This is a genomic window from Archangium sp. Cb G35 (assembly GCF_001896145.1).
Lineage (GTDB): Bacteria > Myxococcota > Myxococcia > Myxococcales > Myxococcaceae > Archangium > Archangium violaceum.
Genome location: NZ_MPOI01000007.1, coordinates 78,799 through 103,184 on the forward strand (window position 1 = coordinate 78,799; position 24,386 = coordinate 103,184).

Consider the following 24,386-nt stretch of genomic DNA (forward strand, 5'->3'; position numbering starts at 1 on the left):
CCTGTGAAGCGTTTCCACTCGCTCCCCGTGAGGACCCAGTAAGTGGAAAAATTTTCCCACCGGGTCCGGTAGGTTATTCGGCCCGCGGGGTCTCGGCCGGAGGCTCGGCCGCCGGCCCGCCCTGCTCCGGCGACGCCGCCGCACCATCGACAGGCGCGGCACCTTCCGCGGGCGTGGCGTCACCCGAAGGCGTCACGGCACCCTCGGTGGGAGCAGCACCCTCTGCGGGCGCGCCCTCCTGCGGCGCCGCCTCATCGGACACCTTGTCGAGCATCGAACCACTGCCTCCGACCGCGGCCGGATTGGGTGCGTTCTCCTCGGGCGCGGACTCGGGCTGGCCACTCTTGCGCATGGCCGCGATGCCCTGGAGCTTCGAGTCGATCATCTGCTTGTCCTGCGCGCTCGTGGAGCCCAGGTCCTTGCAGCGCTGGAGGAAGCCCTCGGCCTTGTCCCAGCCAGCGCGCTCGACGGCGTAGGCCCAGCCCGCGCCACAGAGGGCCTCGGGCTGCTCCGCGCGCAGCGAGAGCACCTTCTCGAAGGCCTCGCCCGCGGCGAGTCCCTTCTTGGCGTCAACGCCCTTCTGCCCGTCCAGCGCATAGGCGTAGTAGAGCCAGGCCTCGGACGAGCCGGGCTCCAGCTCCACGGCCTTGGAGAAGGAGCGCTCGGCGCCGGCGTAGTCGCGCCAGGCCAGCGCCATGGCGCCGAGGTTGAGGTAGCCGGGAGCGAAGCGCTCGTCGAGCGACACGGCCTTCTGGAACTGCGCGAGCGCGCGGGGCCGGTCCTCCAGCTTCAGGTAGATCATCCCCAGGTTGTTGTAGATGCCGGGGTCCTTCTCATCGAGCTTGCGCGCGTTGGCGAGCACCAGCTCCGCGAGCCGGTACTTCCCCTGGTCGTAGTAGACGAGCGCGAGGTTCTTGTACGCCTCGGCGTCGTCCGGGTGGCGCGCGAGCACGCGGCGGGCGGTGGCCTCGGCCAGCTCGTGCTTGCCGGCGAGCCGGTAGGCCACGGTGAGGTTGTTGAGCAGCGAGGCCTCGTGCTCGCGGCCCTTCACCTTCAGCCCGGCCTCGTAGAGGGCGATGGCGTCCTCGTACTTCTCCTGCACCCGGTACAGGCGGCCCAGGTTGAGCAGCGTGGGCACATGGCCGGGCTCGAGGAAGCGGACCTTCTCATAGGCGGCCTGCGCGTCGGCGATGCGGCCCTGGCGCTCGGCGATGACGCCCAGGTTGAACTGGGCATTGAGGCTCTGCGGCGCCTTCTCCACCACCTCGCGGAAGCCCTCCTCGGCCTTCGCGTAGTCGCCCGCGTCGAAGGCGGCGACGGCCTGGGCGAAGGTCTCCCGCATGTCGCGCTCCTTCTTCGTCTCGGCGACGGGAGCGGGAGCCGGAGCAACGGGCGCCGGGGCCTCGGTGGTGGCCACCGGCACGGGCTTCACCTGCGAGGTCGTGGCGCACGCGGCCGTGAGGGCCAGCGTGGCGGCGGCGAGGGTGCGGCGGAACGCCATGAACGTACTCCCTGCGGATGCCTGCGGATGCATGTGCGTCACCTTCACGGCTGGGCCTCCCCGGAAGCGGTGGGCGGAATGGGCGCCGCGTTGCCCGCGGGAGCCGGGGTCTCAGTGGACGAGGGAGCCGGAGCCGCGGGTGCGGCGGGCTCCTGGACGGCGGGAGTGGCCTGGCTGACCTCGGGGAGGCCGGACTCCTTGGCCACGTCCGAGGTGACGAAGAACTCGCTGCCGCGGAAGGGCACCTGGCGCACCTGGGCGTAGGCACCGGGGCGGTAGCGGTTCACCTGGTCCTGCGCGGCCAGGGTCCACTCGTTGTAGAGCGACAGCTCGTAGGCCTTGCCCAGCGCCTTCTCGAGCGCCTCGGTGGCCTTGTCCTCCAGCGGGAGCGCGAGGTTCTCCAGCTCGGCGCGGTACATGGCCGTCTGCTCCTCGTCGAGCCCCGCGGGATCCGGCGACTCGAGGATGTTGCGCGCGAAGTCCGCGTAGGCGAGGCCGATACGGGTGAGCGCGGCGATGCCCCACTCGCCCGAGCCGGTGCCGAGCACGTCCACGTAGGCCTTCTCCAGCTTCTGGATGGACTGCTGCTTGGCGCCGAGGTCGCGCCGGATGGTGGCCACACGCTTGAAGCGGATGTCCACGTAGCGCTCCCAATCGCCCTCCACCGCGAGGAAGCGCGCGTGGCCGTAGGCGTCCAGGAGGTCCGGCCGCTGCTTCTCCTGCTGGGACAGCTTCGCCCAGCCGCGGACGAGCTCGCCCTGGACGCGCTCGGCGTCGCGGGTGTTCTTCAGCTTGCGGTAGGCGATGAGCTGCCGGTAGCGGGCCAGGTAGAGCTGTGCGGCCGAGGTGCGCGAGTCACGCCCGTACGTCCCGGCGAAGGACTCGAAGGCGCGAGCGGCCTCGGCGGACTTGCCGTCCTTCTCGTGGACGAGCGCGATGTTGTAGGCGAGCTGCGGCACGTCCGGCCGGTCCTTGAAGCGGGCGATGTACGCGCGGTAGGCGGAGATGGCCTTGTCGGACTCGCCCACGCCCTCCCACCAGAGGCCGGCGTTGAAGAGCGCATCCGGCACCCAGGCGCTGGCCTCGGTGAGCAACTGGCGGCGTTCCTCGTCCTTGCTGGCGCGGGCCTCGCCGGCGCTCGGCGCGTCACCGGACATGGACTCCTTCTTCGCGTCCTTGCCCTTGGCGTCCTTGCCCTTGCTGGCCACGGGCTTCGCCTTGCGAGCCGCGCCAGCGCGGGTGGCGGCGTCATGGGCGTCCACGAAGGCGGCGTACATGGCGGCGGCCTTGCGGAACTCGGCGAGCTTCTCGTAGAGGCGTGCGAGCGTGTAGCGGATCTTCGGCTCGAAGGGGCTGCCCGCGTAGTCGGTGAGGACGCGCTCGCCGGCGGCCACGCCGCGGTCGAGCTGCCCGGCCTCCTGGAAGATGACCATGGCCGAGGTGAGCGCACGGTCCGCGTTCTCCGACCTGGGGAACTCCTTCACGTAGTCGAGGAAGAGCTCGGCGGCCTTCGCCGGGTTCTTCTCCTTCTGGTAGACGACCTCGTGGATCCACTTGTACTGCGAGCCCTGGACGACGCGGGCCACGCGGGCGGCGAACTCGGGGCTGGGCTTGAGCAGCTTCTCGTTGGCGAGGAACTGCCGCGAGAGCTTGTTGAGCTCGAGCCACTCCTCGCGGGACTCGAGCACGAACATGGTCAGGTCCGCCGCGTCACGCGAGCGCCGCTCGGCGGGGAACTTGTTGATGATCTCCCCGAAGCGCCGGGCCGCGTCCATGTAGTGGTGGCGGTCGTAGACGATGAGGGCGGACTGGTAGCGCAGGTCGATCTCATCCGGGTTGTCCGGGTAGAGCTCGTTGTAGATGTCGCACGCGGCGACCAGGCGCTCCTCGAAGCGCGTGAGCGGCTCCTCGGCCTGATCGGTGTCCTTCTTGGTGATGCGGCCCTTCTTCTCGACCTGGCCCTTGGACTTGTTCTCGTCGACCTTCTGGCCGTCCTTGAGATCGCTCTTCGCGAGCTGGCCGCGCTCGATCTTCACGAGCTTGTCGTAGGCCATGATGGCGGCGAAGGAGGCGTTCTTGCGGTAGGACTCGTTGGAGACCTCGCGGGCCGAGTCGCGATCCGGAACCTTGAAGGCGACCACGGCGTCGTACTGGGCGGCGGCGGCCTCCCACTCCTCGAGGGCCCAGAGGATCTCCGCGTAGAAGAACCGCATGTTGAAGGCGGAGTCGGAGATGAACTCGGGGTCCTCGCTGGTGGCGAAGGTGTCCACGTACTGCTTGTAGATGTCGCGGGCGAGCCGGTACGTCTCCACCTGGCGCGTCTTCTGCGCTTCCTGGTGGTAGTCGGTGACCATGACACGCATGGCCTCCTCGGTGACGCTGAAGGCATTGCGCAGCACGGACTTGTTGCTCGTGTTGGCCTGCCACCACTCGCTGCCGGGCCGGTACAGCTCCACCATGCGCTTCATCTCGGCGCGCACCTGGTTGCGCTGGCGCAGGCCCTCATGGGCGCGGACGATGGACTGCTGGTAGTCCGGCGCTCCGGAGCCCATGGGCCTGTCCTGGATCAGGACGCGGTACGTCTCGATGGCGCTGTCGTACAGACCCACGTCCATGAGCTGGGCGGCCATCTTGGAGATCAGCCGCTCCTGCCGCTTCTCGGGGGCCTTGGCCTTGAAATAGGCGATGCCCTCCTTCGCCTTGTCCAGCTTGACGTAGAAGACGATGACGTCGTTGAGCGACTCGGTCTTGAGGTCACCCAGCTCCTCGCCGCGATCGCCCGCGTAGTCCACCACCTCGTGGAGCTTCGCGAGACCCTCGTCGTAGGCGCCGCCGTTGTAGTCGCACCACGCCAGCTTGTAGACGGCGTAGGCGTAGACCTTGGGCACCTTCGAGGAGCGCGCCTGCTCGTAGTAGGAGCGGGCCTCCTTCAGCTTGTTGTTGTCGAAGTAGTGGTTGCCCAGCTGGACGTAGGTGTCCGGGACGAACTGAGACTGGGGGAACTCCTCGATGAGCTGCAGGTAGCGCTTCACCGCGTCATCGCGCCGGCCGAGCTCCTGGAGGTTGTAGCCGAGGTAGAAGAGGATCTCGTCACGCTGGGGCCAATCCACGTAGCCGCCCAGCAGCTCCTCGTAGATGCGCATCGTCTCGGCGCGGAAACGCTCGCTCTCGCCGTGCTCCTCCTTGGGCGCCTCCAGCTTCTCGCCGCGGGCAGTGGCCGCGTCGAAGGCCTTCTCCGCCTGGAGGTAGCGGCTCATCTCCTGCTGGTAGAGGTACTTGGACTTCTCCCAGTAGAGCTCGGCGAGGCGGTAGAGCATGTCCGCCCGGCGGTGCGAGCCTTCCTGAAGCTTGGGGATCAGGCGCTTGAAGCCCTCGATGGCCTCGTCACGCTTGCGGTCCGCCAGCCCGTCCTTCTTGGCATCAGCGATGCGCGGCGTGTTGTCCGATCCCGGACCCATGCGCGCGGGGCCCATACGGGCCGGACCCTGACGCTCGGGCTCCTTCTCCTGGGAGGTGGCCCCCTTGGCGGAGGCCTCCTTCTCCTTGGATGGGCCTTGCTTGGACGAGGCCTGTTTACGCGCGGCCCCCTTGCGCGACTCCGCCGCCGCCTGGGAGGACTTGCCCGAGGGCTGTGCTGCCTCCCCTGCTCCGCCCGCGGTGAGCGCCACGCCCACCGCCAGCGCACCGAAACGAAGGACCGCCTTCATGCGAGCTCCTGTGGAGGGTGCGAGGAAAAAAGAGCGCGCCCCTCCAGCTCCACGAGAAGCCGGGCCGCCCCCATCGCCTCCCTCACCACCTACCGAAAGGGACGAGGGAAAGTAGAAATGCGCTGTTGGAATGAGAAGTGCTCCACCTGGGAAGATCCGTGGGATCCGACCCGAGCGGGCCTGGCGAGGATTCAGGGCTGAACAAAGACGAAGGGGCGGAACCCATGCGCATGCGCACGAGCCCGCCCCTTCGGATCCTCCACCCCCGTAGAGGATCTATTGTTGCTGGAGCTTGGCCGGACAGCCGCGCTTCAGCGTGTACTGGTAGTAACCAATCTCGTCGCGCCAGAACTCGCCCTGGAACTTCCAGTAGTTCCACGCGGCCCCGGGCATCTTCGGCCGGTAGATGGACTGGGACTTCAGGACGGCTTTCTGATCCACGCCCGCCAGCAGCAGGTCCTTCTCGTCGAGCGCCGTCTGCACGCGGATGATCTCCGCCTGGTCCGCGAAGGTGCGCAGGTTCTGCGCGGCCTCCTGCAGGCGGCTCTTGGCGAAGCGTCCACCAATCTGCATCAGCGTGCCGCGCACCTCCTCCAGCGAGGAGGTGATCTCCGGCACCATGCCCGTGCCCGACCAGTTGCTCATGGCGGTCACCTCACGCTTCTCGGCGTCCACCTGTTCGATCATCCGCATCACGTCCTGGATGCGCTCGTTGCCGCGGATCCACAGGTAGATGGGGCGCGGCAGCCGGCGGTTCTCCGCGGCCACCAGGTTGTAGGCGCTCAGCAGGTCCACGTCCTCGCCGGAGAACGGCTCGAGCTGCTTCGCCATGGGCTCGTAGAGCTGCTCGTAGGCCGTCAGCGTGGTCTTCACCTCGTCGAAGAGGCAGCTGTAGTAGTAGACGGTCGCCTTGAGGATCCACGACTCGGGCTGGAAGGCGCCCTCGAACTGCGGGGCGTGCAGCGCCTGGAGGCTGCCGAGCGCCCCGCCGAAGTCCTCGTTCTGGAAGCGGGCGAAGCCGTTCTCGAAGAGGGCCTGATCCCAGAAACGGGCGTAGCGCGGCACGTCCTCGTAGGAGGCAACAGCCTGCGGGTACTCGTGGCGGCCGTAATGCAGACGGCCGATGCCCAGCAGGGCGAGCTGCTTCACCTCGTCATGGGCGATCTGCGGACCCTTGGCGTCCAGCGCGCCCTTGAAGGCGGCCAGGGCGGCGGCATCCAGCGAGTCCGCCTCTGCGGGACGGCCCGGGAAGTGCGGATCCGCCAGCACCACGCCCAGCAGGTAACGGGCACGGGCGTAGACGCGGCTGTCGGACGGCACGGCCTCGAGCAGCGCGCGGGCCTCCTCGAAGCGGCCGCGGCGCTGGCGGATGGTGGCCACCTGGTACTGCACGCGTGCCAGCACCTCGCGCGGCAACCTCACCCACTTGTCCTGCACCATGGGCGTGTAGGCCTTGTCGAGGATGTTGGCCACGAGGTTCTGCTCGTTGAGCTGCTGCTGCACGTCCACCAGCCCCTCGAGCGCCTGGAAATAGGACGGGTGCTGGGGGCCGGCGTTGACGATGGCCGCGTAGGTGACGAGCGCGCTGATGGGCAGCTTCTTCCGGGCGTACGTCTGCGCCAGGTAGTACTCGGACCGGGCGCGCAGGTCGGAGTCCCCCGCGTTGGCGGCCAGCTCGAAGAAGAGCGGGGCCGCGGCGTCCAGCTTGCCCGCGTTGAAGCTCGCGAGCGCCTGGTTGTATGCGTTCATGTCCTGCGCGGAGGCCAGCGGCGCGAGGACCAGGAAGGTGGCGAGAATCAGTCGGTGCATGGCGCGGGTCTCAGAAGAGGATGGAGAAGCCGCCGTAGAAGCTGAGGTTGTTGAGCACGTCCGAGGACGGGTTGCTGACCAGGTCCTTCCCCAGGACGATGTCCTCGCGGTAGTTCTTGCGCGTCTTCGGGTCCACCCCGTCGAACTTCTTGAACTGGCAGCTGCCCGTCAGGCCCAGCTGCGAAAAATCCTGACCAGTGCCGCGTGCGTCCTCCAGCTTCTGGAAGTCCTGGAGGTTGCAGCCGTCCACCCGGTCCACGCGGGCGGTGTAGATGAGATCCCTCACCTCCAGGCGCAGCGCCATGGAGTCGCCGAACTGCACGCGGAAGCCGCCGCCCACCGAGCCGAGGAACTTCGTGCCCGTGTCACCGAAGCGCGCCGGCACGGTGAAGGACTCGCCATCCACCTGATTGGAGACCTCGGGGCGGACGAGCACGCGCGTGGAGCCGATGCCGGCGCCGCCGTTGAGCACCAGGCTGAACTGCAGCAGGTGGTTGTCGTAGAAGGCGAACTTGCCGTAGAGCGGCGTCACCTCCACGCCCGCCTGCGCGCCCCACACCAGCAGCAGCGCCGAGGCCGCCTGCGCCTGCTCGCGCACCTTGTCGATGAGCTCCAGGTTGAAGAGGCTCTCGTTGGAGTACCAGTTGTACGTGCTGGACACCTGCAGGCCGAAGTTCTCCTGCAGGTGGTAGGTGTAGTGCAGCGCGCTGCCAGCGTGATCGGTGAAGCGGCCATTCACCTGCGCCACCACCGGGTAGAGCGTGAACTCGTGCCGGCCCTCGTCCGCGAAGCGCTTCTTCTGCACCACGTGCACGGCCACGTTCGGGTTGTGCAGCGGCGCCCCGTTCACCAGGCGCTGCGAATTCGGATCCGACACCGGCTGCAGCTCGGGATCCCCGGCCGTGGCCAGCGGCGCGTCAGCGGGAGCCACGGGCGCCTGGGTGTCCAGCGGCTCGGGCACGGCCGGCGCGGGAACGTCGGTCTCCGGGGGATCGAGCTGCGGCTTCACGGGGATGGGCGCCGTCTCCGAGGGCGGCGCCGGGGTCTCCTCCTGTGCGGTCGCCAGCGTGGCGGACAGGAGAACGGCGAGGAACGCGGTCGGTCGCATGCGGGACGTCAGCCTCAGAAGATGAAGGAGTAGCCGATATCGAACTGCACCAGATGCGTCAGGCCCGGGTTGGGCGCGGGCGTGCCACTCTCCTCGCCCCGCTCCCAGAGCTCGCGCTCCACGTTCACGCGGTACTCGTCCGTGAAGACCCAGTCGCGCAGCTCGAAGCGCAGCGCGTGCCCGTTGGACAGGAAGAAGCGGAAGCCCACCGCCCCGGTGGCCACCGGCGCCATGCGCGTGTCCACGCGCCAGAAGGACTGCGTCGCGGAGAGGTTGTTGTTCGGATCCGAGCGGTTGTCGCAGATGCCCAGATCGCGATTCACCACCTGGCTGCACTGGATGACGGACTGGCGCCGCAGCGAGGCCAGCCCGCCACCGGCCCAGAGGTAGGCCTGGAAGTGGGCCGTCTCATCCGCCAGCAGCGACAGCTTGCCGTAGATGGGTGCCCAGCGGGCCCCCACCACGCCGTGCAGATTCATCTCCCACATGTCCTCGAGCTCGTCCGTGATCTTCTTGTCCTCACGGGCGAGGAAGCTCTCGGAGATGGAGCGCGCCAGGCCCGTGTGGCGGCTGAGCGCGTAGCCAGCGCGGGCCTCGAGGGCGAGCGTGTTGAAGAAGTTGTAGGCCAGGCCGGCGTTCAGGTTGTAGTGCGCGGTGAGGTACTCGCGCGCGGGCAGGCCCACCGAGAAGGACGCCTCCAGCCGCTGCTCCGGAGAGAAGAGCCGGTGGCGCACGGCGGCCGGGTCCAGCACCTGCTCCTGGGCGGAGGCGGACAGCGCCGTCAGCACCAGGGCCAGCGAAACGAAACGGGGAAGGTTGCGTGCATTCATGACCGTGTGGCGCAGACATGTGGGCACGCGATCACCCAGGAGCAAGGGACCAGCCTCACTCGGGGTGTGCTTTCGTCTACACACGGCATGCCAGCGCACGCTGGCCAACGTTTCCGGGGTCCGGAAACACGAACGCCCCGCCCGGAGGGTAGCCGGTGCGGGGCGTCGATGAACCTGCGGCGGTGCCTGGAGTCTCGGTAGGACGATGGTCCGGCCCTCCCCCCTGATGAGGGAGGGGGCACACGCAGGGGAGACGGACTACTTGCCGCGAGCCGCCTTGTGCTGCTCGCGCATGGCCACCTTGATGCTCGGGCGCACGATGACGATGCCGTCGTTGTGGCCGGCGATGGTGCCCTTGATGAGCAGCAGGCCCTTCTCCACGTCCACGTCCACCACGGCCAGGTTCTGGGTGGTGACCTGCTCCACGCCGTAGTGACCGGGCAGCTTCTTGTTGGGGTACACGCGGCCGGGCGTCTTACGCTGACCGATGGCGCCCGGGTGACGGCGGTACTCGTGCGTGCCGCGCGTGGCCGTCTGCGAGCCCTTGAACTTCCAGCGCTTCATGACGCCCTGGAAGCCGCGGCCCTTGGTGATGCCCGTGACGTCGACCAGCTGGCCCTTGGTGAACAGGTCCGCCTTCACGGCGTCGCCCACGTTGAAGCCGGCGGCCTCCTCGGTGGAGACGCGGAACTCCTTCACGTGACGGCGCAGCTGCGCGCCGTTCTTCTTGAAGAAGCCCACCTCGGCCTTGCTCAGGTTCTTCTCGCGAACCTCGCCAAAGCCCAGCGTCACCGCCGAGTACTTGTCCTTCTCCGGCGTCCGCTTGCCCACGACCTGGCAGGTGTTGACGTCGACCACCGTCACCGGAACGAGGTTGCCCTCGTCGTTGAACACCTGGGTCATTCCAATCTTCTTGCCAATCAAACCCTTCACGTCGTCCTCACAACCCGCGCCAATTGCGCGGAAACATCAATGATTTCAGCAGCTTGCGTCCGACTTCAGTTCCCCGGACGCCAGGAAGCGGCGCAATGTAGCAGCTCGCCCCCTACCGTCAAGCACGGCGGGAGGGCGGGGCTTCACTCGGCGCGATCCAATCGCGGGTAGAACGGCGCGAGCTGCGCGTCCTGGATGCGCTGGGCGTACACGTCCTCGCCGAGCAGGAACAACGCCTGGTCCAGATAATCCTCCGCGGCCTGGACCTCGGTCTCCTTCTCGGCGATCGCCTGGTCGATCTCCGCCATCGCCTGGTCGACCTGCTCCTTGTGAGCGGTCATCTCGTCTTCCATGTCCAGCCTGCGCTTGTGCGCCAGGATGCCGGGCGCACCGGGCTGACCGGGCTTGGGAGTGAGCGCCAGCTCGACGTGCTTCTCCAGGTCTTCCACGTCGCGCGCCAGGCGCATCATCGTGATGCGGTTCTTCTTGATGTTGTCGCGCGAGCCACCCAGCTTGGACTCATCCTGGGTGGTGAGCTCCAGGTCCGCGTGCTTCTTCTCCAGCTTCTTGAGCGCGTCCTGGGCATAGCGGAGATCCGCGCGGCGGTTGGACAGCGTCTTGCGGAGGGTCTTCGTCTGCCCCTCCACGGCGTCCACCGCCTTCTTCCACTTCTTGACGATCTCGAACTCGGCCGCCCGCTTGTCCTCGTACTGGGCGAGGTAGTCCTGCCAGGCCGCGTCCTCCTCGTTCATCTGCTGCTCGAGCGCGGCGAGCTCGTCCCGGCGGGCCACCAGCGCCGCCTCGGCGCGGTAGACACGGTCCATGGTCCGCGGACAGTTGGGCTTACCCGCCAGGCGATCTCTCGCGAGGTCGCCGAGCTGGAACATCAGATCGTTGTAGCTCTCCACCTTGGCCATGGGCGTGTTTTACGCCCAAGGCCAGCGGAATGTCAGCTATCGGCCGGAGCGGCGGCGGCCGAGGAGAGGCTGGCCTCGGCGGCGGCCTGGGCGGCGCCCTCGGCCAGGGCGAAGAGCTCCCGGGCCCGGTCCTGCTCCTCGGTGCGGTTGAGCTCGCAGACCCAGGCGCTGGACAGGTCCGCGTGCTGGCGGGCCAGTTCGGCGGTGGACTCGTAGCGGGCGGCCGAGGCGCGGGCGAAGGCCCCCTCCCGGCGCAGCTCCATCACCGTGTCATCGTCGAGGGTGATCTCCTCGGGCGGGACCGGCAGGGGCCCTCGACCGAGCGCCGCCAGCCGGGCCAGCAGCCGCGAGGCGTGCGCCCTGCAAAAAGCGGCGAGAACCATCAGCCGCGCCCGCCCGCGGCTATCACCGAGTCGCTCGGCCAACATCGTCATACGACGCGCCGAAACAACCTCGGACTCCCATGCCGCGGCCAGTGCTGCAGCCAAGCGGGTATGCCTTGCGCCCATCGGCCCTCCCCAGGTGCTGCCCCCAATCCCGCGAGCAAACTAGGGATGGACTCGCGCGGATTCAACCGATCGGGCCCCAGGCGCGCTCCATGAACCAGTATCCGCCGGCCGCGAGGATGAGGAGCGACAGAGCACGCACTGTCCGCTGGTGCACCACGGGCCGGCGCTGAACGAGCCGGACGAGGGGAAACAGCAGGGCGACCACGGCGGCCTGCCCCAGCTCCACGCCGAGGTTGAAGCCGAACAGGCCCGTCACCACCGAGTCGCCCAGGCCGTAGCTCCCCAGCACGCTGGCGAAGCCGAAGCCGTGAATCAGTCCGAAGAGGAACGTCAACAGGGCCCGGTGGCGGTGCTCGCGCAGCACCAGGTTCTCCATGGCCACCCAGATGATGGAGAGGGCGATGGCGGCCTCGACCCAGCGCGTGCGCGCGTCGTCCAGGAGGATGAAGCCCAGCGCGGTGGCCCCCAGGGTGAGGGAATGGGCCAGGGTGAAGGCCGTCACCAGCAGCAGGATCCGCCGGAAACTGCCTCCCACCAGCAGCAGGGCCAGCAGGAAGGCCAGGTGATCGATTCCCCCGAAGATGTGGACCAGGCCCAGGCCCACCCAGTCGAGCAGCCCCGAGACACGTTCGCGCTCCGGCTGTCCGGACCCGGACACTCCGGATTCAGACACGACGAGTGTGGGCTCGGAGGCATCCGCGAAGCGCTGTCCCTGCTCGCCCTGGATGTAGCTGCCGAGCACCACCTTGTAGTTGGACGGCAGCACGGACAGCAGGGAGAAGCGCTGGCGGAGCTCGCCGGGCGCGCACTGGAAGGTGGCGTTCAGCTCCACGTAGGACGCGCGCAACCGGGCGGTGGTGGCGCCACGGGTGCAGGGCTGGCCCCCGGCGCTCAGCGGCATGGCGTCCCAGATGCCCACGGCCAGTGCGGGCGCCCGCGCGTCCAGGTCCGCCTGGGCGAGTACGCCGTCCCCGTCCGCGTCCGCGGGGATGAGCAGGGCGAGCGAGTCCGCCGTGAGGGTGATGCGCTCATGCACCTCCGGCCCCCCCGCCACGGGGCGCCAGAGCTGCGCATAGAGGATGTCCGCATCGTGGGCGCTCGCGCTCCCGGCCATCACCAGGAGAACGAGCGATAGCGCCAGCCGGGCCGTCCGCCTCATCGGCCCGGAGACTGCCCCCGGGGGCGGGCTTCCGTCTACTCCTGGATGAATTCCAGGTGGATCTGCTGCCGGCCACTCAAGCCCCCGTGCCGGGAGCCGCAGCGCGGACAGAAGAGCGGACCCTCCCAGTCCCAGAGGGCCTTCACCTCCTCACCGCAGCACACCAGGGGGATGATCCGCAGGTCATCCGTGTCCGGTGCCATGGGTCCGGGCAGGGCCTCGGGCTCCACGCTGACGAAGGTGGGCCGCGGGTTGAGCGACAGGGTGCGCGACACGTAGGCCAGCTGCTCGTAGCGCACGTGGTTGGCCCAGGCGCGCGCCACGGCCTCCACATGCGCCTGCTGGCTCGGGGTGAGCCACTCGTCCCCCGAGGCCCGGTGGCCACAATAGAGGCACCACCAGTCCGGCACCTCGTCGAAGCTCTCGTGAGCGTTCTCGAAGGGGAAGAGCGAGGCGAGCCGCCTCTGGAGGATGCTCGCGTCGTGGCGGCAGGGCCGCGTCTTGAAGTCCCGCTGGCACTGGGGACACTCGCGCCGCACGAAGCCGCTCGCGTCCCGCGGCAGCTCCAGATCGATGATGGATGGAGCCTGCCTCATGCCAGGGCTCCCCTGCCCCGCCGCGCCAGCGCGAGGATCAGCGTCACCATGGAGAAGATCAATAGAAGGTGAATCCACCTGCCCTCGGTCGAGCCGCTGATCAGCCCGAGCACCCACAGCACGAACAGGATCGCACTCATCGTCCAGTACACGCCGCCCACTCCTCTCCCGATGGTCTCGGAACCGAGCGCAAAGCTGGGACGCCTGGCCGGTTGCGGCAACCCCTCCTTTCGACAGTCTCACGGTGGGCAAAGGCGTTCCCAGATCGGACATTTTTTCCGGTCTCCCACTTCCCACCTCCCACGTCGTCCTCGTGATTCCAGGCGTTTGCCGGATGGCACGCGGGGTGCTTTGTGCCGCGTTCATCTGCCACACGGACGCGTGGCCCGTTCGGAGCGCGTGGGGAGGGTGTGAAATGCGAGGGTGGACGGTGGCGATGGTGACGGCGGGGATGCTGGTGGGCATGGAGGCGGGGGCCTTCCAGCCCTACTTCCCAGGGGAGAGCAGTCCGGAGGTGGCGGAGCTGCGCGCGAAGCTGGCGGCGCAGGAGGCCCACCTGGCGCGGCTCGAGGAGGAGGCGGCGCTCTATACGGAGGCGGAGGCTTTGGGGGTGGTGGCGGCGGTGGAGGCCTCACGGCTGCCCGAGCGCCAGCAGCGGCGGCTGGCCACGGCGATCGTCCGCGAGGCCAGGCGCAACAAGGTGGACCCCATGCTGGTGGTGGCGGTCATCCGCTGCGAGAGCTCCTTCAACAACTACGCGGTGTCGCACGTGGGGGCCATGGGCCTGATGCAGGTGATGCCCGACACGGGCGACTACCTGGCGGACCGGGCGGGCTTCAAGCTGCGGCGCCACACCAATCTGTTCGATTCAGAGCTGAACGTGGAGCTGGGCACGGCCTATCTGGCCGATCTCATCGAGCGCTTCGGCTCTCCGGAGCGGGCGCTGGTGGCGTACAACGCGGGGCCGGGGCTGGCGAAGAAGATCCTCGCCAAGAAGGACAAGCGCGAGCGCTTCATGGCGGGCTATCCGGCCAAGGTGATGAAGGAGTTCCGCCGCCTGAAGGCCCAGCAGGCGCGCCAAGTCTCCCTGCTGGAAGCCCAGAAGCAAACTTCTGGCGGACCGGGATGATGGGTGGAGAACAGTCAGCTCGACTGATCTCCGACAGTGTGGGGGTTTTTTCAGTGATGTGACTGCCTTTCCCAAGAGAACGGACGCACTGTACGCAGCCAGAGACGAGCGCCGGGGTGGATGGGTCCACTCCGGACCGGGTGCCTCAACACGCCCGGTTCCGAGTGGACGCACGCGGCATGACGGAGAGAGACGAACCATGGTAGCGGGGCTTGAGATTCAACGGGAAGAACTCGCGGGGCAGTTGACCCTGCGGCTCACGGGCACGCTGGATGGTCGCACTGCGATGGCGCTGCGCAGCTCCCTGGAGGAGTTGGAGGCGCGGGACGTGGTGGTGGACTTCACGCACCTGAAGGAGTTCCGTGACTCGGCGGTGGCGGTGCTGACCCGTCCGCTGGCCGAGCGCAAGGTGCGGTTCCGTGGGCTGGCGGGCCACCATGAGCGGATGTTCCGCTACTTCGGCCTGAGCACCGGGACGATCGCGCCGCCGCGGGCCTACTACACGCCGGAAGAAGTGCTCGCCTGAGGACTTCCCCCAGGGAAGGCAGTGCCCAGGGGTTCTGAATCGCCGCTCGCCCGACATGGGGTGGGCGGCGATTTCCTTTGCGGGAGGCGAATCCCACTCAAACCCGTTTTACCCAGAGTACGGGCTGGCGAGCACAGGTTCCCGCAACCCCAGGGGTTCAGCATTGGCACCGCTGGAGTAGAGTGCGGGCCGCGATGAACTCCCCTGCCAGAGCCATCAATCCCCTTCCCTCTCCCGCCACGGCGCGGGCCGCCCTGGAGCGTGTGGCCGCCAACCTCTCCCTGGCGGTCCAGGGCAAGGACAAGGAGGTCCGCCTCGCCGTCACCTGCGTGGCCGCCGGTGGTCACCTGCTCCTCGAAGACGTCCCCGGAGTCGGCAAGACGACGCTGGTGGAGGCCCTTGCCCGCTCCTTCGCCCTCTCCTTCTCCCGCGTCCAGTTCACCGCGGACCTCATGCCGGCCGACATCCTCGGCGCCCAGGTCTTCCACGCCCAGACGGCCACCTTCTCCTTCCGGCCCGGCCCCCTCTTCCGCCAGCTCGTCCTCGCCGACGAGCTCAACCGCGCCCCGCCTCGCACCCAGTCCGCCCTGCTCGAGGCCATGGCTCAGGGCCAGGTGTCACTCGACGGTGCCACCCACGCCCTGCCCCGCCCCTTCACCGTCGTGGCCACGCAGAACCCGGTGGACTTCTCCGGCACCTACCCGCTGCCGGACTCGCAGCTCGATCGTTTCCTCATGCGCCTGTCGCTGGGCCACCCCTCTCCCGAGGTGGAAGCACGCCTGCTCACCACGCGCGATGCCTCCTCGCCCGTGGAGGCACTGAAGGCGGTGACCTCGCCCGAGGAGCTGACGGAGCTGCGCGCCCAGGTGGCCGCCCAGCGTCTGGACGACACCGTGGCCGAGTACATCGTGCGGCTGGCCCAGGCCACGCGCTCCCACGGCGACATCGAGCGCGGCGCCTCCACCCGCGCGGTGCTCGCGCTGGGCATGGCCGCCCGTGCCCATGCCCTCTGGGAGTCGCGCGACTTCGTCACCCCAGGCGACGTGCGGGCGGTGCTCGCGCCGTGTCTGGCCCACCGGCTCCTGCTGCGCAGCGCCAACCAGGGCGCCTACACCCGTGACGAGGCGACCCACCTCATCGAAGAGGTCGCCCGGAAGGTCGTCGCGCCCCGGTGAGCCCCCCGCCTCCCTCCCTCTGGCGCCGCATCAAGGCCGCCCTCCGCCCGCCTCGCACCCTCAAGGTGACGAGCGTGGGACGCACCTACCTCGTGGTGACGTTCGGCGTGGGCCTGGGCGCCCTCAACACCGGCAACAACCTCCTCTACCTCGTGCTGGGGTTGTTGCTGAGCGTCATCATCCTCTCCGGCGTGCTGTCCGAGCGCTGCATCAAGGATCTGACGGTGCGTCGCGTCGGCACGGACGGAGCCTTCGCGGGAGAGCCCTTCGCCTTCCGCTGGGGCATCACCCGCCGCCAGGGGCACGCCTTCGCCCTCACCCTGTCCGAGGTGGACTCGCCCCTCGCGGGCGAGGGCGGCGTGGGCTACCTGCCAGCGGGCGCCGAGCACGTGGTGCGCGCCGATCTCACCGCACCCCGCCGGGGCCCGGTGAAGCTGACGGGCGTGCGCATCACCACCACGTGGCCCCTGGGCCTGTTCGCCAAGACGCGCGTCTTCGCGCTGGAGGGCACCCTGCTCGTCTACCCGCGGCGGGGCTTCGCCTGCGCGGATCCGGGCGAGGCGGCCGTGGGGCACGTGGGCGAGGCCAACAACCCCCACCGGCTGGACGGCACCGGAGACATCGCGGGCCTGCGCGAGCTGGGCGAGCACGAGGACGCCCGGCGCGTGCACTGGTTGAAGAGCGCCTCGGTGGGCAAGCTGCTCAAGGTGGAGCGCGAGCGCGAGGAGCGCCGCACGTACATCCTCGGCGTGCAGGCCGGGCTGACGGGTGACGCGCTGGAGCGGCGCTGCGAGGAGGTGGCGGAGCAGGCCCACCGGCTGCTCGAGGCCGGCCACGAGGTGGGGCTGGAGCTGCCCCAGCAGCGGCTGCGTCCGGGCGCGGGCAGCGGGCAGGAGCGCGCCATCCTCCGGGCCCTGGCATGGCTGGGCTTCGAGGAGCAACGGGAGGAAGCGGCATGACGACCCGGCCCAACCGGCTGCGCCTCATCCTGAGAGACCTGGGCACCGCGGCGGCCTTCGCCTCCATGGCCGTGTCCGGCCAGGTGCCCGTGTGGGCGCTCGGGCTGGTGATCGTGGCGGTGCTCGTGTCGCTGATGGGCTTTCATCCCTTCGCCCGAGCGCCCCGGCTGACGGCGATCCTCCTGGTGCCCCTGGCGGGCGCGCTCTACCTGGCCGTGGCCGCGGGGCAGATGGACCTCGTGGTGGCCGCCTGCTCCTTCGCGGGCCTCGTCGCCTCGCAACGGCTGCTGTCGGAGACGAGCCCCACCACGGACGGGCAGGTGCTGCTGGCCGGCCTGTTGATGATCGCCGGCGGCGCGGCGCTCTCCGGTGAATTGCTCTTCGCCGTGTTCCTGCTGGCCTTCGCCGTGCTGGCGAGCCTGTCGCTGGGACTCGCGGTGGTGGAAGCCGCGGTGCCCCCGGGCGAGCCGGTGCCCGTGCGCCACGTGCTGCGCCCGCTGTCCAAGGGGGTGATCGTCGCGATGGCCGGCGCGGTGGCCTTCTTCGTCCTCTTCCCGCGCCTCAACTGGAACGTGGGCGTGCGCCGGACGGCTCCCGGGCTCGGCCCGGCCACCAGCGGCTTCTCCGACACCGTGCGCCTGGGCGGCTCGGGCACCCTCAAGAGCAACCCCCGCGTGGTGCTTCGGGCGAAGCTGACGCCGGATCCGGGCTCCCAGCGGCTCGATGCCTACTGGCTGGGCCGCACCTATGACACCTTCAACGGCCAGGAGTGGTCGACGATCGGCGCGCCCAGCAAGCGCCGCCGCACGCGCGTGACGCTGCGCCCGGGCGCGGAGAAGCAGGTGTACCAGCGAATCGAATTGCTGCCCGCCTATGGCGCCCGCACGCTGATCGCCCTGGAGACTCCCTCCAAGCTGGGCAACGCCCTCATGCACACGCCCACCGGCGACCGGCGCACGCAGCTGCAGGAGCTGGGTGGCGACGAGCTGCGCTTCGTGGAGGAAGCGCTCGGGTACTCGTACGAGGTGTACAGCGTGCCACCGGGCACGGACACGGATCCGGGCAAGCTGGCGCAGAAGGAGCTGGATCAGCTCCTGGCCCTGCCCGAGAACATCGATCCGCGCATCGAGGAGCTGGCGCACCAGGTGGTGGGCAACGAGACGGATCCGCTGGCCGCGGCCCAGAAGCTCTCCAACTGGCTGCAGCGCGAGTACACGTACACGCTGGAGCTGGGCGGGGACGTGGCGGATCCGCTGATGGAGTTCCTCTTCGTGCGCAAGGCGGGCCACTGCGAGCACTTCGCCACGGCGCTCACGCTGATGCTGCGCACCCAGGGCTTCGAGGCCCGGCTCGCCACGGGCTTCTTCGGAGGCGAGCGCGTGGGAGACGAGTACCTCGTGCGCGCCGGAGATGCCCACGCGTGGACGCACGTGCTGGTGCCCGGGCGCGGCTTCGTCACGGTGGACGCCACGCCTCCCGCGTTCCGCGCCAACCAGTCGCTGGAGCTGCTGGAGTCGCTCATCTCGCTCTACGAGGCCATCGAGGGCATGTGGCGTTCGTCCGTCGTCGACTACTCGTTCCGCGACCAGATGAACTTCCTGCGGGACATGTCGCGTCCGCCGCGCAACGAGCCGGGCAAGGAGCGCACCCAGCTGCCACCGCTGCGCGCCTGGCTGACGGCGGCGATGGCCGGCGCGGCCGTGTACTGGACGTGGAGGTACCTGTCGCGGCGCAAGGCCAAGGCCCCGGTGCTCGAGGCCACGCGCTTCGTGGACTCGGTGGAGCGCCAGCTCGCGGTGGCGGGCGTGCGCGCGGGCGACGGCGAGACGCTCGAGGACGTGTCGGCGCGGCTCACCCGGGACGCGCACCCGCTGGCCCCGGCGGTGTCGCCGCTCACGCGCCGCTACCTGGAGGCCCGCTTCGGCCAGCGTCCGCTGCAACCCGGCGAGTCGGCCCGGCTCCTCAAGGAGCTGAAGCACAGCGTCGAGGTGCACAAGCAGCAGCAGCAGACCCCGCGCGCCCGGGCGTCCTGAGGCGGAGAGCGCCCGTCCCTCCGCTTGCTCTCCGGCGGGGCACGAGGACTTTTCCGGCCAGCGGCAAGGGGCCTCCTTATTACCCGTTGGGACGAAGGGGGCGATGACAGCCCCCCGTCTCCCCTGCCCCACAGTTCAATTGCGGACGGGGGACCTGGAGGCCATTTGAGAATCGAGGCGCATTCTTTTCAGCCCCCCTCGCCCGGTGGAAGCGGACCGGCGCTGTAACGCTTACGGACTTCCGTCCACCGTCGTGCGCTCGCATCGGCCAAGTATGCGTTGCGACTGGCGAATTCCCGCGTGAGGCCATGGCACACACGTTGCTCTAGCCACCCTGCATCGGGTTGTCACGCGGTTCCAAACTACTTCTCACCGGCCCCGGCACGGGGTCACTCGGGAGAAACCATGCAGCTCTCTACTGAGCAGTCGTCCAACTCGGGCTCGCTGGCCATGTACCTCTCGGAGATCAACCAGTACGCCCTGCTCTCGGTAGAAGAGGAGCAGGCCCTGGCCCGCCGCTTCATCAAGGGCGACCTCGCCGCGGGCCACCGGCTGGTGACCTCCAACCTGCGCTTCGTGGTGAAGGTGGCGTACGAGTACCGCTCCTACGGCATCAAGATGTCCGACCTCATCCAGGAGGGGAACATCGGCCTGATGAAGGCGGTGCAGAAGTTCGATCCGGACAAGGGCATCCGCCTCATCTCCTACGCGGTGTGGTGGATCCGCGCGTACATCCAGAACTACATCCTCAAGAGCTGGTCGCTGGTGAAGCTCGGGACCACGCAGGCGCAGCGCAAGCTGTTCTTCAGCCTGGCCCGCACGCGCCGCGAGCTGGAGAAGCTGGGCGACGCGGACGGCTCGGTGGTGAACGTGGATGAGATCGCCAAGAGGCTGCACGTGAAGCCCGGCGAGGTGCGCGAGATGGAGCAGCGCATGGGCGGGCGGGACTTGTCGCTGGACGCGCCGATGGGCGAGGACGGGGGCAACAGCCACGTGGACTTCGTGGTGAGCGCGAGCGCGCCGCAGGACGACGAGTTCGCGGACAAGGAGGAGGCGGGCCTCATCAACGCCCGGGTGCGCACGGCGCTGATGCGGCTGGATCCGCGCGAGCGCTTCATCATCGAGCAGCGCGTGATGAACGAGCGCCCCATGACGCTCAAGGAGCTGGGCGAGCACTTCGGCTTCTCGCGCGAGCGCGCCCGCCAGCTGGAGATCCGCGCCAAGGACAAGCTCAAGGCCGAGCTGGCCGCGCTGATGGCCGAGGTGGATCCGGACACCGCCGCCTCCATGCAGTAGTGCCAGCGGAGCCCCGAGGGGCAAGCACCCGAGGCGTCTCCACCGTTCGCGGTGGGGGCGCCTTCGTGTTTCCGGGGCCGCACATGCGAAGCGAGTGGCGATCCACGGGCTCGTCCGTCTGCTAGAAGGGCCGCTTCCCTCGCAGTGAGGAGCGCCCCCTTTGTCCCACGGCCAACCGCCGATCTCCGAGGATCGCGTCCCTGTCGCCCAGTCGGCCACGCCCCTGGCCCACACCCCCTACGTGCCGGCCAACGAGTCTCGGCCGGAGCTGACACTGCGCGGACTGGCGCTCGGCTCGGTGCTGGGCATCGTCTTCGGGGCCTCGTCGGTGTACCTGGCGGTGAAGGTGGGCCTGACGGTGTCCGCCTCCATTCCGATAGCGGTGCTGTCCATCGCCATCTTCCGGGCGTTCGGCCGCTCCAACATCCTGGAGAACACCATCGTCCAGACGGTGGGCTCGGCCGGCGAGTCGCTCGCCTTCGGAATCGCCGCGGCGCTGCCCGCGCTGCTCCTGCTGGGCTACGACATCGATCTCATGCACGCCTTCCTGGTGGCGGCGCTGGGCGGCGTGCTGGGCGTGCTGATGATGATTCCGCTGCGCGAGGGCCTCATCGTCCACGAGCACGGAAAGCTCACCTATCCCGAGGGCACCGCCGCGGCGGACGTGCTCGTGGTGGGCGAGGAGGGCGGGACGAATGCCCGCACGGTGGTGCTCGGCTTCGGGGTGGGAGGGCTCTACAAGTTCGCCTACGCGGGCCTGCACCTCTTCAAGGAGGTGGTGGGCACGGCGCTGAGCTGGGTGAAGACGACGGCGGCCGGGGTGGCGCAGCGGGTGGGCTACACGGGCGGCTCGGTGTCCATGGAGGTGAGCCCGGAGCTGCTCGGCGTGGGCTACATCATCGGCCCCCAGGTGGCGTCCATCACCTTCGCGGGCAGCGTGCTCAGCTACCTCATCCTGATTCCGCTCATCACCTTCTTCGGCGGCGGGCTCGAGCAGCCGCTGCTGCAACCGGATGGCACACTCATCCGGGACATGGATCCGGACACGGTGCGCGACGCGTACGTGCTGTACATCGGCGCGGGCGCGGTGGCCACCGGAGGGCTCATCAGCCTCATCCGCTCACTGCCCACCATCATCAATGCCTTCCGGCGCGGGTTGGACACCTTGCTGGCCTCACGGAGCAAGGAAGCGGCGCCCGTGATGCTGCGCACCGAGCAGGACCTGCCCATCACCGTGGTGCTGGCGGGCAGCGCGCTGCTCGTGCTGACCATCTGGCTGGCGCCGCCGCTGCACGTCAACCTCCTGTCCGCGCTGCTCATCGTGGTGTGCGGCTTCTTCTTCGTGACGGTGAGCGCGCGAATCACGGGAGAGATCGGCTCCTCGTCCAATCCCATCTCCGGCATGGTGGTGGCCACGCTGCTGCTCACGTGCCTCGTGTACCTGCTGCTGGGGTGGACGAGCGCCGAGGACCGCTTCATGGCGCTCACCACGGCGGCCATCGTGGGCATCGCGGCCTCCAACGGCGGCACCACGGCGCAGGACTTGAAGACGGCCTACCTGGTGGGCGGCACGCCACGGCGGCAGCAGATCGCCCTCTTCGTGGGCGTGCTCACCAGCTCGCTGCTCATCGGACTGGTGCTGGTGGTGCTCAACCGGGGCGCCACCACCGTCATCCCGGAGACGCACCCGGGCCAGACGGTGAGCGCGGTGGGTGACCAGACGCGCACGCAGCACACGTACCCGTGGGGCGTGTCGGAGCAGGCGCTGACGGCGAGGGGCGTGAAGCTGGCCGAGCTGAAGGGCCCCTTGTGGAAGCAGGGCCTCGAGGTGGCGCAGGGACAGGGCGGCGCTTTCGAGCTTCGGAGCTGGACCGCGCATCCGGTGGAGCGCGTGGCGGCCACGGAGGTACGGCTGGCATCGGGACAGACGGTGAAGGTGTCGGAGCTCGGCACGGTGACGCCGGGCCCCGAGCGCACCTGGCGCGTGGGCTACGTACGGGGGGCGGAGACGCCGGTGCCCACGGGCACGTACCTGGTGGATGGGGCGGGAGCCATCCACTACGTGGTGGACCCGGGCATCGGCGGCCGTATCACCAACTACGAGGGCGTTCCGCTCACCCGCTACCCCGCGCCCAAGGCGCAGCTCTTCGCGCTCATCATCGACGGCATCCTCACGCAGAAGCTGCCGTGGGACCTGGTGCTGGTGGGCGTCTTCATCGCGCTGATGCTGGAGCTGTGCGGCGTGTCCTCGCTGCCCTTCGCGGTGGGCGTATACCTGCCCATCTCCAGCACCGCGCCCATCTTCGTGGGCGGCATGGTGCGCTACGTGGTGGACAAGGTGCGCGGGGGCACCGCCGCCGAGGCCGAATTCTCCCCTGGCACCCTGCTCTCCTCGGGCTACATCGCTGGAGGCGCCATCGCGGGCGTGCTCATCGCCTTCCTGGAGATCGCCAGCGACGGAGCCTGGACACGCGCCATCGACATTCCGGGGATGCTCGGCGACACACCCTTCTCGCGCTTCCTGCAGGAGTCCAACCTGTGGGGCCTCGGCTTCTTCGCTGTCCTCACCGTCCTGCTGCTCTTCACGGGCCTCAAGGGCGAGAGCGGCGCGCAGGCCCGGCCCGCGAAGTAGCGCACACCGCATGAGGAGCACGGACCTTCATCCGTTTCCCTTGGACATGAATCAGGCCTTGCCCTACACGCGCGCGACATGAGCATCAGCGCATTCCTTCAGAAGCTCGCGGCGTCGAGCCTCGCCCTCCTCCTCGTCTCCTGCACGGCAACGAAGCCTGTAACGACGACCGCCCAGGGTCCCACCGGCCCGCACGACCTGGGCAGATTCGTGCTCGTTCTCCAGGAGACCCCAGACGGGCGGGTGACGCACGACTGGAGGCCGCTCGAGGACTTTGATCTGAAGCAGTATCAGTACCAGCCTGGCATGGCAGGCAGCGCAGGCGTCATCAAGCGGGCAAGCAATTCCACGAATGACGACCCGATTGGCAGTGCCTGCTTTGAAGTATGGGAGCAATGCGTGAAGAGGTGCAATGAAAGCCCTCTTCCACCTCATGCCGAGCACTACATTGCCAGCTACAAGAATGCTCGAGCCGCCCTTAAGGCGTATTGCACGGATGAGTGTCGCAAGGAGAGCGACAACTGCCGTAGAAGACTCGAGCGACAGGCGGCAGAAGTCCTGGAGTTTCGAGCTACTGGCGAAGCTGTCGATTGGCTGAAGCGCCACAAAGAAGAAATCGCAGTGGGTGCCACGGTCATCATCACGGGCGTGGTCTTCTACGTCGTCATGAGCAGCGGGGGAATCCTGATACTGGCACCCGCCTTTCTCCTGACGTCGCCCAATGCTCCCGCCGCTCCCCACCTCGCGGAGGTATTTCAGTGAGCTCCGACAACCCCCTTGGCGACGCAGTTCTCCTGCTCCTCGAATACCGGCGCAACAGCCGCTCCAACGAGGAAAGGAAGCTCCTGGAAATCGCTGGCGGCGCATCGTCGTTTCTCTCCACCAGTGGACAACTGTACCGGTTCGAGGATTTCCGAAAGAACCTGCAGCCAGGTCATGTGCGATCACTCTCCTTCGCCGACGTGGTTCATTACCTTGAGCAACTGCGGACCCAGGCGCAATCAGCCGAAGAGAAGGAAACACTGAGGGGCGCCAGTGACGCACTCATCTTCATCGAGGCTTCTGGCCAGCACGAGGGGCTCGAGGACTACCTGGCCTACTGGCGAAGCAGTACGCTTCCACCCGTCATCGCCGCGTTCGAGACACTTGAGGAGGCAGAGAGCTGGTTGGAGCAGCAGCCTGTTCCGCCCTACAAGGCCATGGTGTTGATTGGTGATGAATACCACGTGGTATTCGCGACTCGCGAAGACAGGGATTGGCCTTTCATTCCCCTTCCGCTCGTGGCCGAGTTCATCGAACTCCGCCTGGAAAAAGGTCTTCCTCCCGTAGTGGCCGCATTCGACACGCGCGAGCAGGCCGAGGCCTGGCTCGCGGCCCTCTCCGAACCGCCAAGGCATGCCTTCATCACCATCGGCGGGAAGCACCATGTGGCGGCCCACTGGAAGAACGTGAACCACCGGGCCATCTACCCGTTCACCCTGGCCGACGATCTGGCACGGGAAAGACAGGCGGGAGAAGAACGGCTCAGCCGTGGCAGGAAGCGCGAGGAGGAGTAACCCCCCACGGG

At 68.4% G+C, this 24,386-nt stretch carries 20 protein-coding genes; 9 read left to right on the forward strand and 11 right to left on the reverse strand.

Annotation, left to right across the window (positions count from 1 at the left end; translation table 11 throughout):
• Positions 1-73 precede the first annotated feature (73 nt).
• From BO221_RS21855 to BO221_RS53890, 11 genes are all read right to left on the reverse strand, one after another.
• Positions 74-1,501: a tetratricopeptide repeat protein gene (locus BO221_RS21855; protein WP_233166199.1), complete on the reverse strand. Its 1,428-nt coding sequence runs from the start codon at positions 1,499-1,501 to the stop codon at positions 74-76.
• 44 nt (positions 1,502-1,545) lie between these two features.
• Entirely contained in the window at positions 1,546-5,208 is a 3,663-nt protein-coding gene (locus BO221_RS21860; RefSeq protein ID WP_073562435.1) for a tetratricopeptide repeat protein, read from the reverse strand.
• 276 nt (positions 5,209-5,484) lie between these two features.
• The gene (locus BO221_RS21865) at positions 5,485-7,017 is read right to left on the reverse strand and encodes a hypothetical protein (RefSeq protein ID WP_073562436.1); all 1,533 of its coding nucleotides are present in this window, start codon (positions 7,015-7,017) and stop codon (positions 5,485-5,487) included.
• Between the two features lie 10 nt (positions 7,018-7,027).
• Positions 7,028-8,125 (reverse strand): outer membrane beta-barrel domain-containing protein, encoded by a 1,098-nt coding sequence (locus BO221_RS21870; RefSeq protein ID WP_073562437.1) that lies wholly within the window; start codon positions 8,123-8,125, stop codon positions 7,028-7,030.
• 14 nt (positions 8,126-8,139) lie between these two features.
• The gene (locus BO221_RS21875; protein WP_083681310.1) at positions 8,140-8,955 is read right to left on the reverse strand and encodes an outer membrane beta-barrel domain-containing protein; all 816 of its coding nucleotides are present in this window, start codon (positions 8,953-8,955) and stop codon (positions 8,140-8,142) included.
• 258 nt (positions 8,956-9,213) lie between these two features.
• Positions 9,214-9,888 (reverse strand): 50S ribosomal protein L3, encoded by a 675-nt coding sequence (rplC, locus tag BO221_RS21880; protein WP_073562438.1) that lies wholly within the window; start codon positions 9,886-9,888, stop codon positions 9,214-9,216.
• 143 nt (positions 9,889-10,031) lie between these two features.
• Positions 10,032-10,805 carry a hypothetical protein gene (locus tag BO221_RS21885; protein WP_073562439.1) on the reverse strand — a complete coding sequence of 258 codons (774 nt, stop codon included), beginning with the start codon at positions 10,803-10,805 and terminating at the stop codon, positions 10,032-10,034.
• Between the two features lie 32 nt (positions 10,806-10,837).
• Positions 10,838-11,239 (reverse strand): hypothetical protein, encoded by a 402-nt coding sequence (locus BO221_RS21890; RefSeq protein WP_233166200.1) that lies wholly within the window; start codon positions 11,237-11,239, stop codon positions 10,838-10,840.
• A 136-nt stretch (positions 11,240-11,375) separates the two neighbouring features.
• Complete coding sequence (locus BO221_RS21895) at positions 11,376-12,473, reverse strand: HupE/UreJ family protein (RefSeq protein ID WP_073562441.1); 1,098 nt, start codon at positions 12,471-12,473, stop codon at positions 11,376-11,378.
• A gap of 35 nt (positions 12,474-12,508) precedes the next feature.
• Positions 12,509-13,069 carry a hypothetical protein gene (locus BO221_RS21900; RefSeq protein ID WP_073562442.1) on the reverse strand — a complete coding sequence of 187 codons (561 nt, stop codon included), beginning with the start codon at positions 13,067-13,069 and terminating at the stop codon, positions 12,509-12,511.
• Complete coding sequence (locus BO221_RS53890) at positions 13,066-13,221, reverse strand: lmo0937 family membrane protein (protein WP_143195608.1); 156 nt, start codon at positions 13,219-13,221, stop codon at positions 13,066-13,068. The genes BO221_RS21900 and BO221_RS53890 overlap by 4 nt, the downstream gene beginning before the upstream one ends.
• A gap of 263 nt (positions 13,222-13,484) precedes the next feature.
• Here BO221_RS53890 and BO221_RS21905 point away from each other — a divergent pair, with 263 nt between their 5' ends.
• The 9 genes from BO221_RS21905 to BO221_RS21945 all read left to right on the forward strand — a co-directional run bounded on the left by BO221_RS21905 (position 13,485) and on the right by BO221_RS21945 (position 24,375).
• The gene (locus BO221_RS21905; RefSeq protein ID WP_073562443.1) at positions 13,485-14,198 is read left to right on the forward strand and encodes a lytic transglycosylase domain-containing protein; all 714 of its coding nucleotides are present in this window, start codon (positions 13,485-13,487) and stop codon (positions 14,196-14,198) included.
• 199 nt (positions 14,199-14,397) lie between these two features.
• Complete coding sequence (locus BO221_RS21910; RefSeq protein WP_073562444.1) at positions 14,398-14,724, forward strand: STAS domain-containing protein; 327 nt, start codon at positions 14,398-14,400, stop codon at positions 14,722-14,724.
• A gap of 194 nt (positions 14,725-14,918) precedes the next feature.
• Positions 14,919-15,899 (forward strand): MoxR family ATPase, encoded by a 981-nt coding sequence (locus tag BO221_RS21915; protein WP_073562445.1) that lies wholly within the window; start codon positions 14,919-14,921, stop codon positions 15,897-15,899.
• Complete coding sequence (locus BO221_RS21920; RefSeq protein ID WP_073562446.1) at positions 15,896-16,858, forward strand: DUF58 domain-containing protein; 963 nt, start codon at positions 15,896-15,898, stop codon at positions 16,856-16,858. Before BO221_RS21915 ends, BO221_RS21920 begins: the two co-directional genes overlap by 4 nt.
• On the forward strand, positions 16,855-18,891 hold the full coding sequence (locus BO221_RS21925) for a DUF3488 and transglutaminase-like domain-containing protein (RefSeq protein WP_233166201.1): 2,037 nt from the start codon (positions 16,855-16,857) through the stop codon (positions 18,889-18,891). The genes BO221_RS21920 and BO221_RS21925 overlap by 4 nt, the downstream gene beginning before the upstream one ends.
• A gap of 405 nt (positions 18,892-19,296) precedes the next feature.
• Positions 19,297-20,187, forward strand: a complete 891-nt coding sequence (locus BO221_RS21930; RefSeq protein WP_043395369.1) for an RNA polymerase factor sigma-32 — start codon at positions 19,297-19,299, stop codon at positions 20,185-20,187.
• A 160-nt stretch (positions 20,188-20,347) separates the two neighbouring features.
• Positions 20,348-22,819 (forward strand): OPT family oligopeptide transporter, encoded by a 2,472-nt coding sequence (locus tag BO221_RS21935; RefSeq protein ID WP_073562448.1) that lies wholly within the window; start codon positions 20,348-20,350, stop codon positions 22,817-22,819.
• A 78-nt stretch (positions 22,820-22,897) separates the two neighbouring features.
• Positions 22,898-23,581: a hypothetical protein gene (locus BO221_RS56295; RefSeq protein ID WP_233166202.1), complete on the forward strand. Its 684-nt coding sequence runs from the start codon at positions 22,898-22,900 to the stop codon at positions 23,579-23,581.
• Entirely contained in the window at positions 23,578-24,375 is a 798-nt protein-coding gene (locus tag BO221_RS21945; RefSeq protein WP_073562449.1) for a hypothetical protein, read from the forward strand. Before BO221_RS56295 ends, BO221_RS21945 begins: the two co-directional genes overlap by 4 nt.
• Positions 24,376-24,386 lie beyond the last annotated feature (11 nt).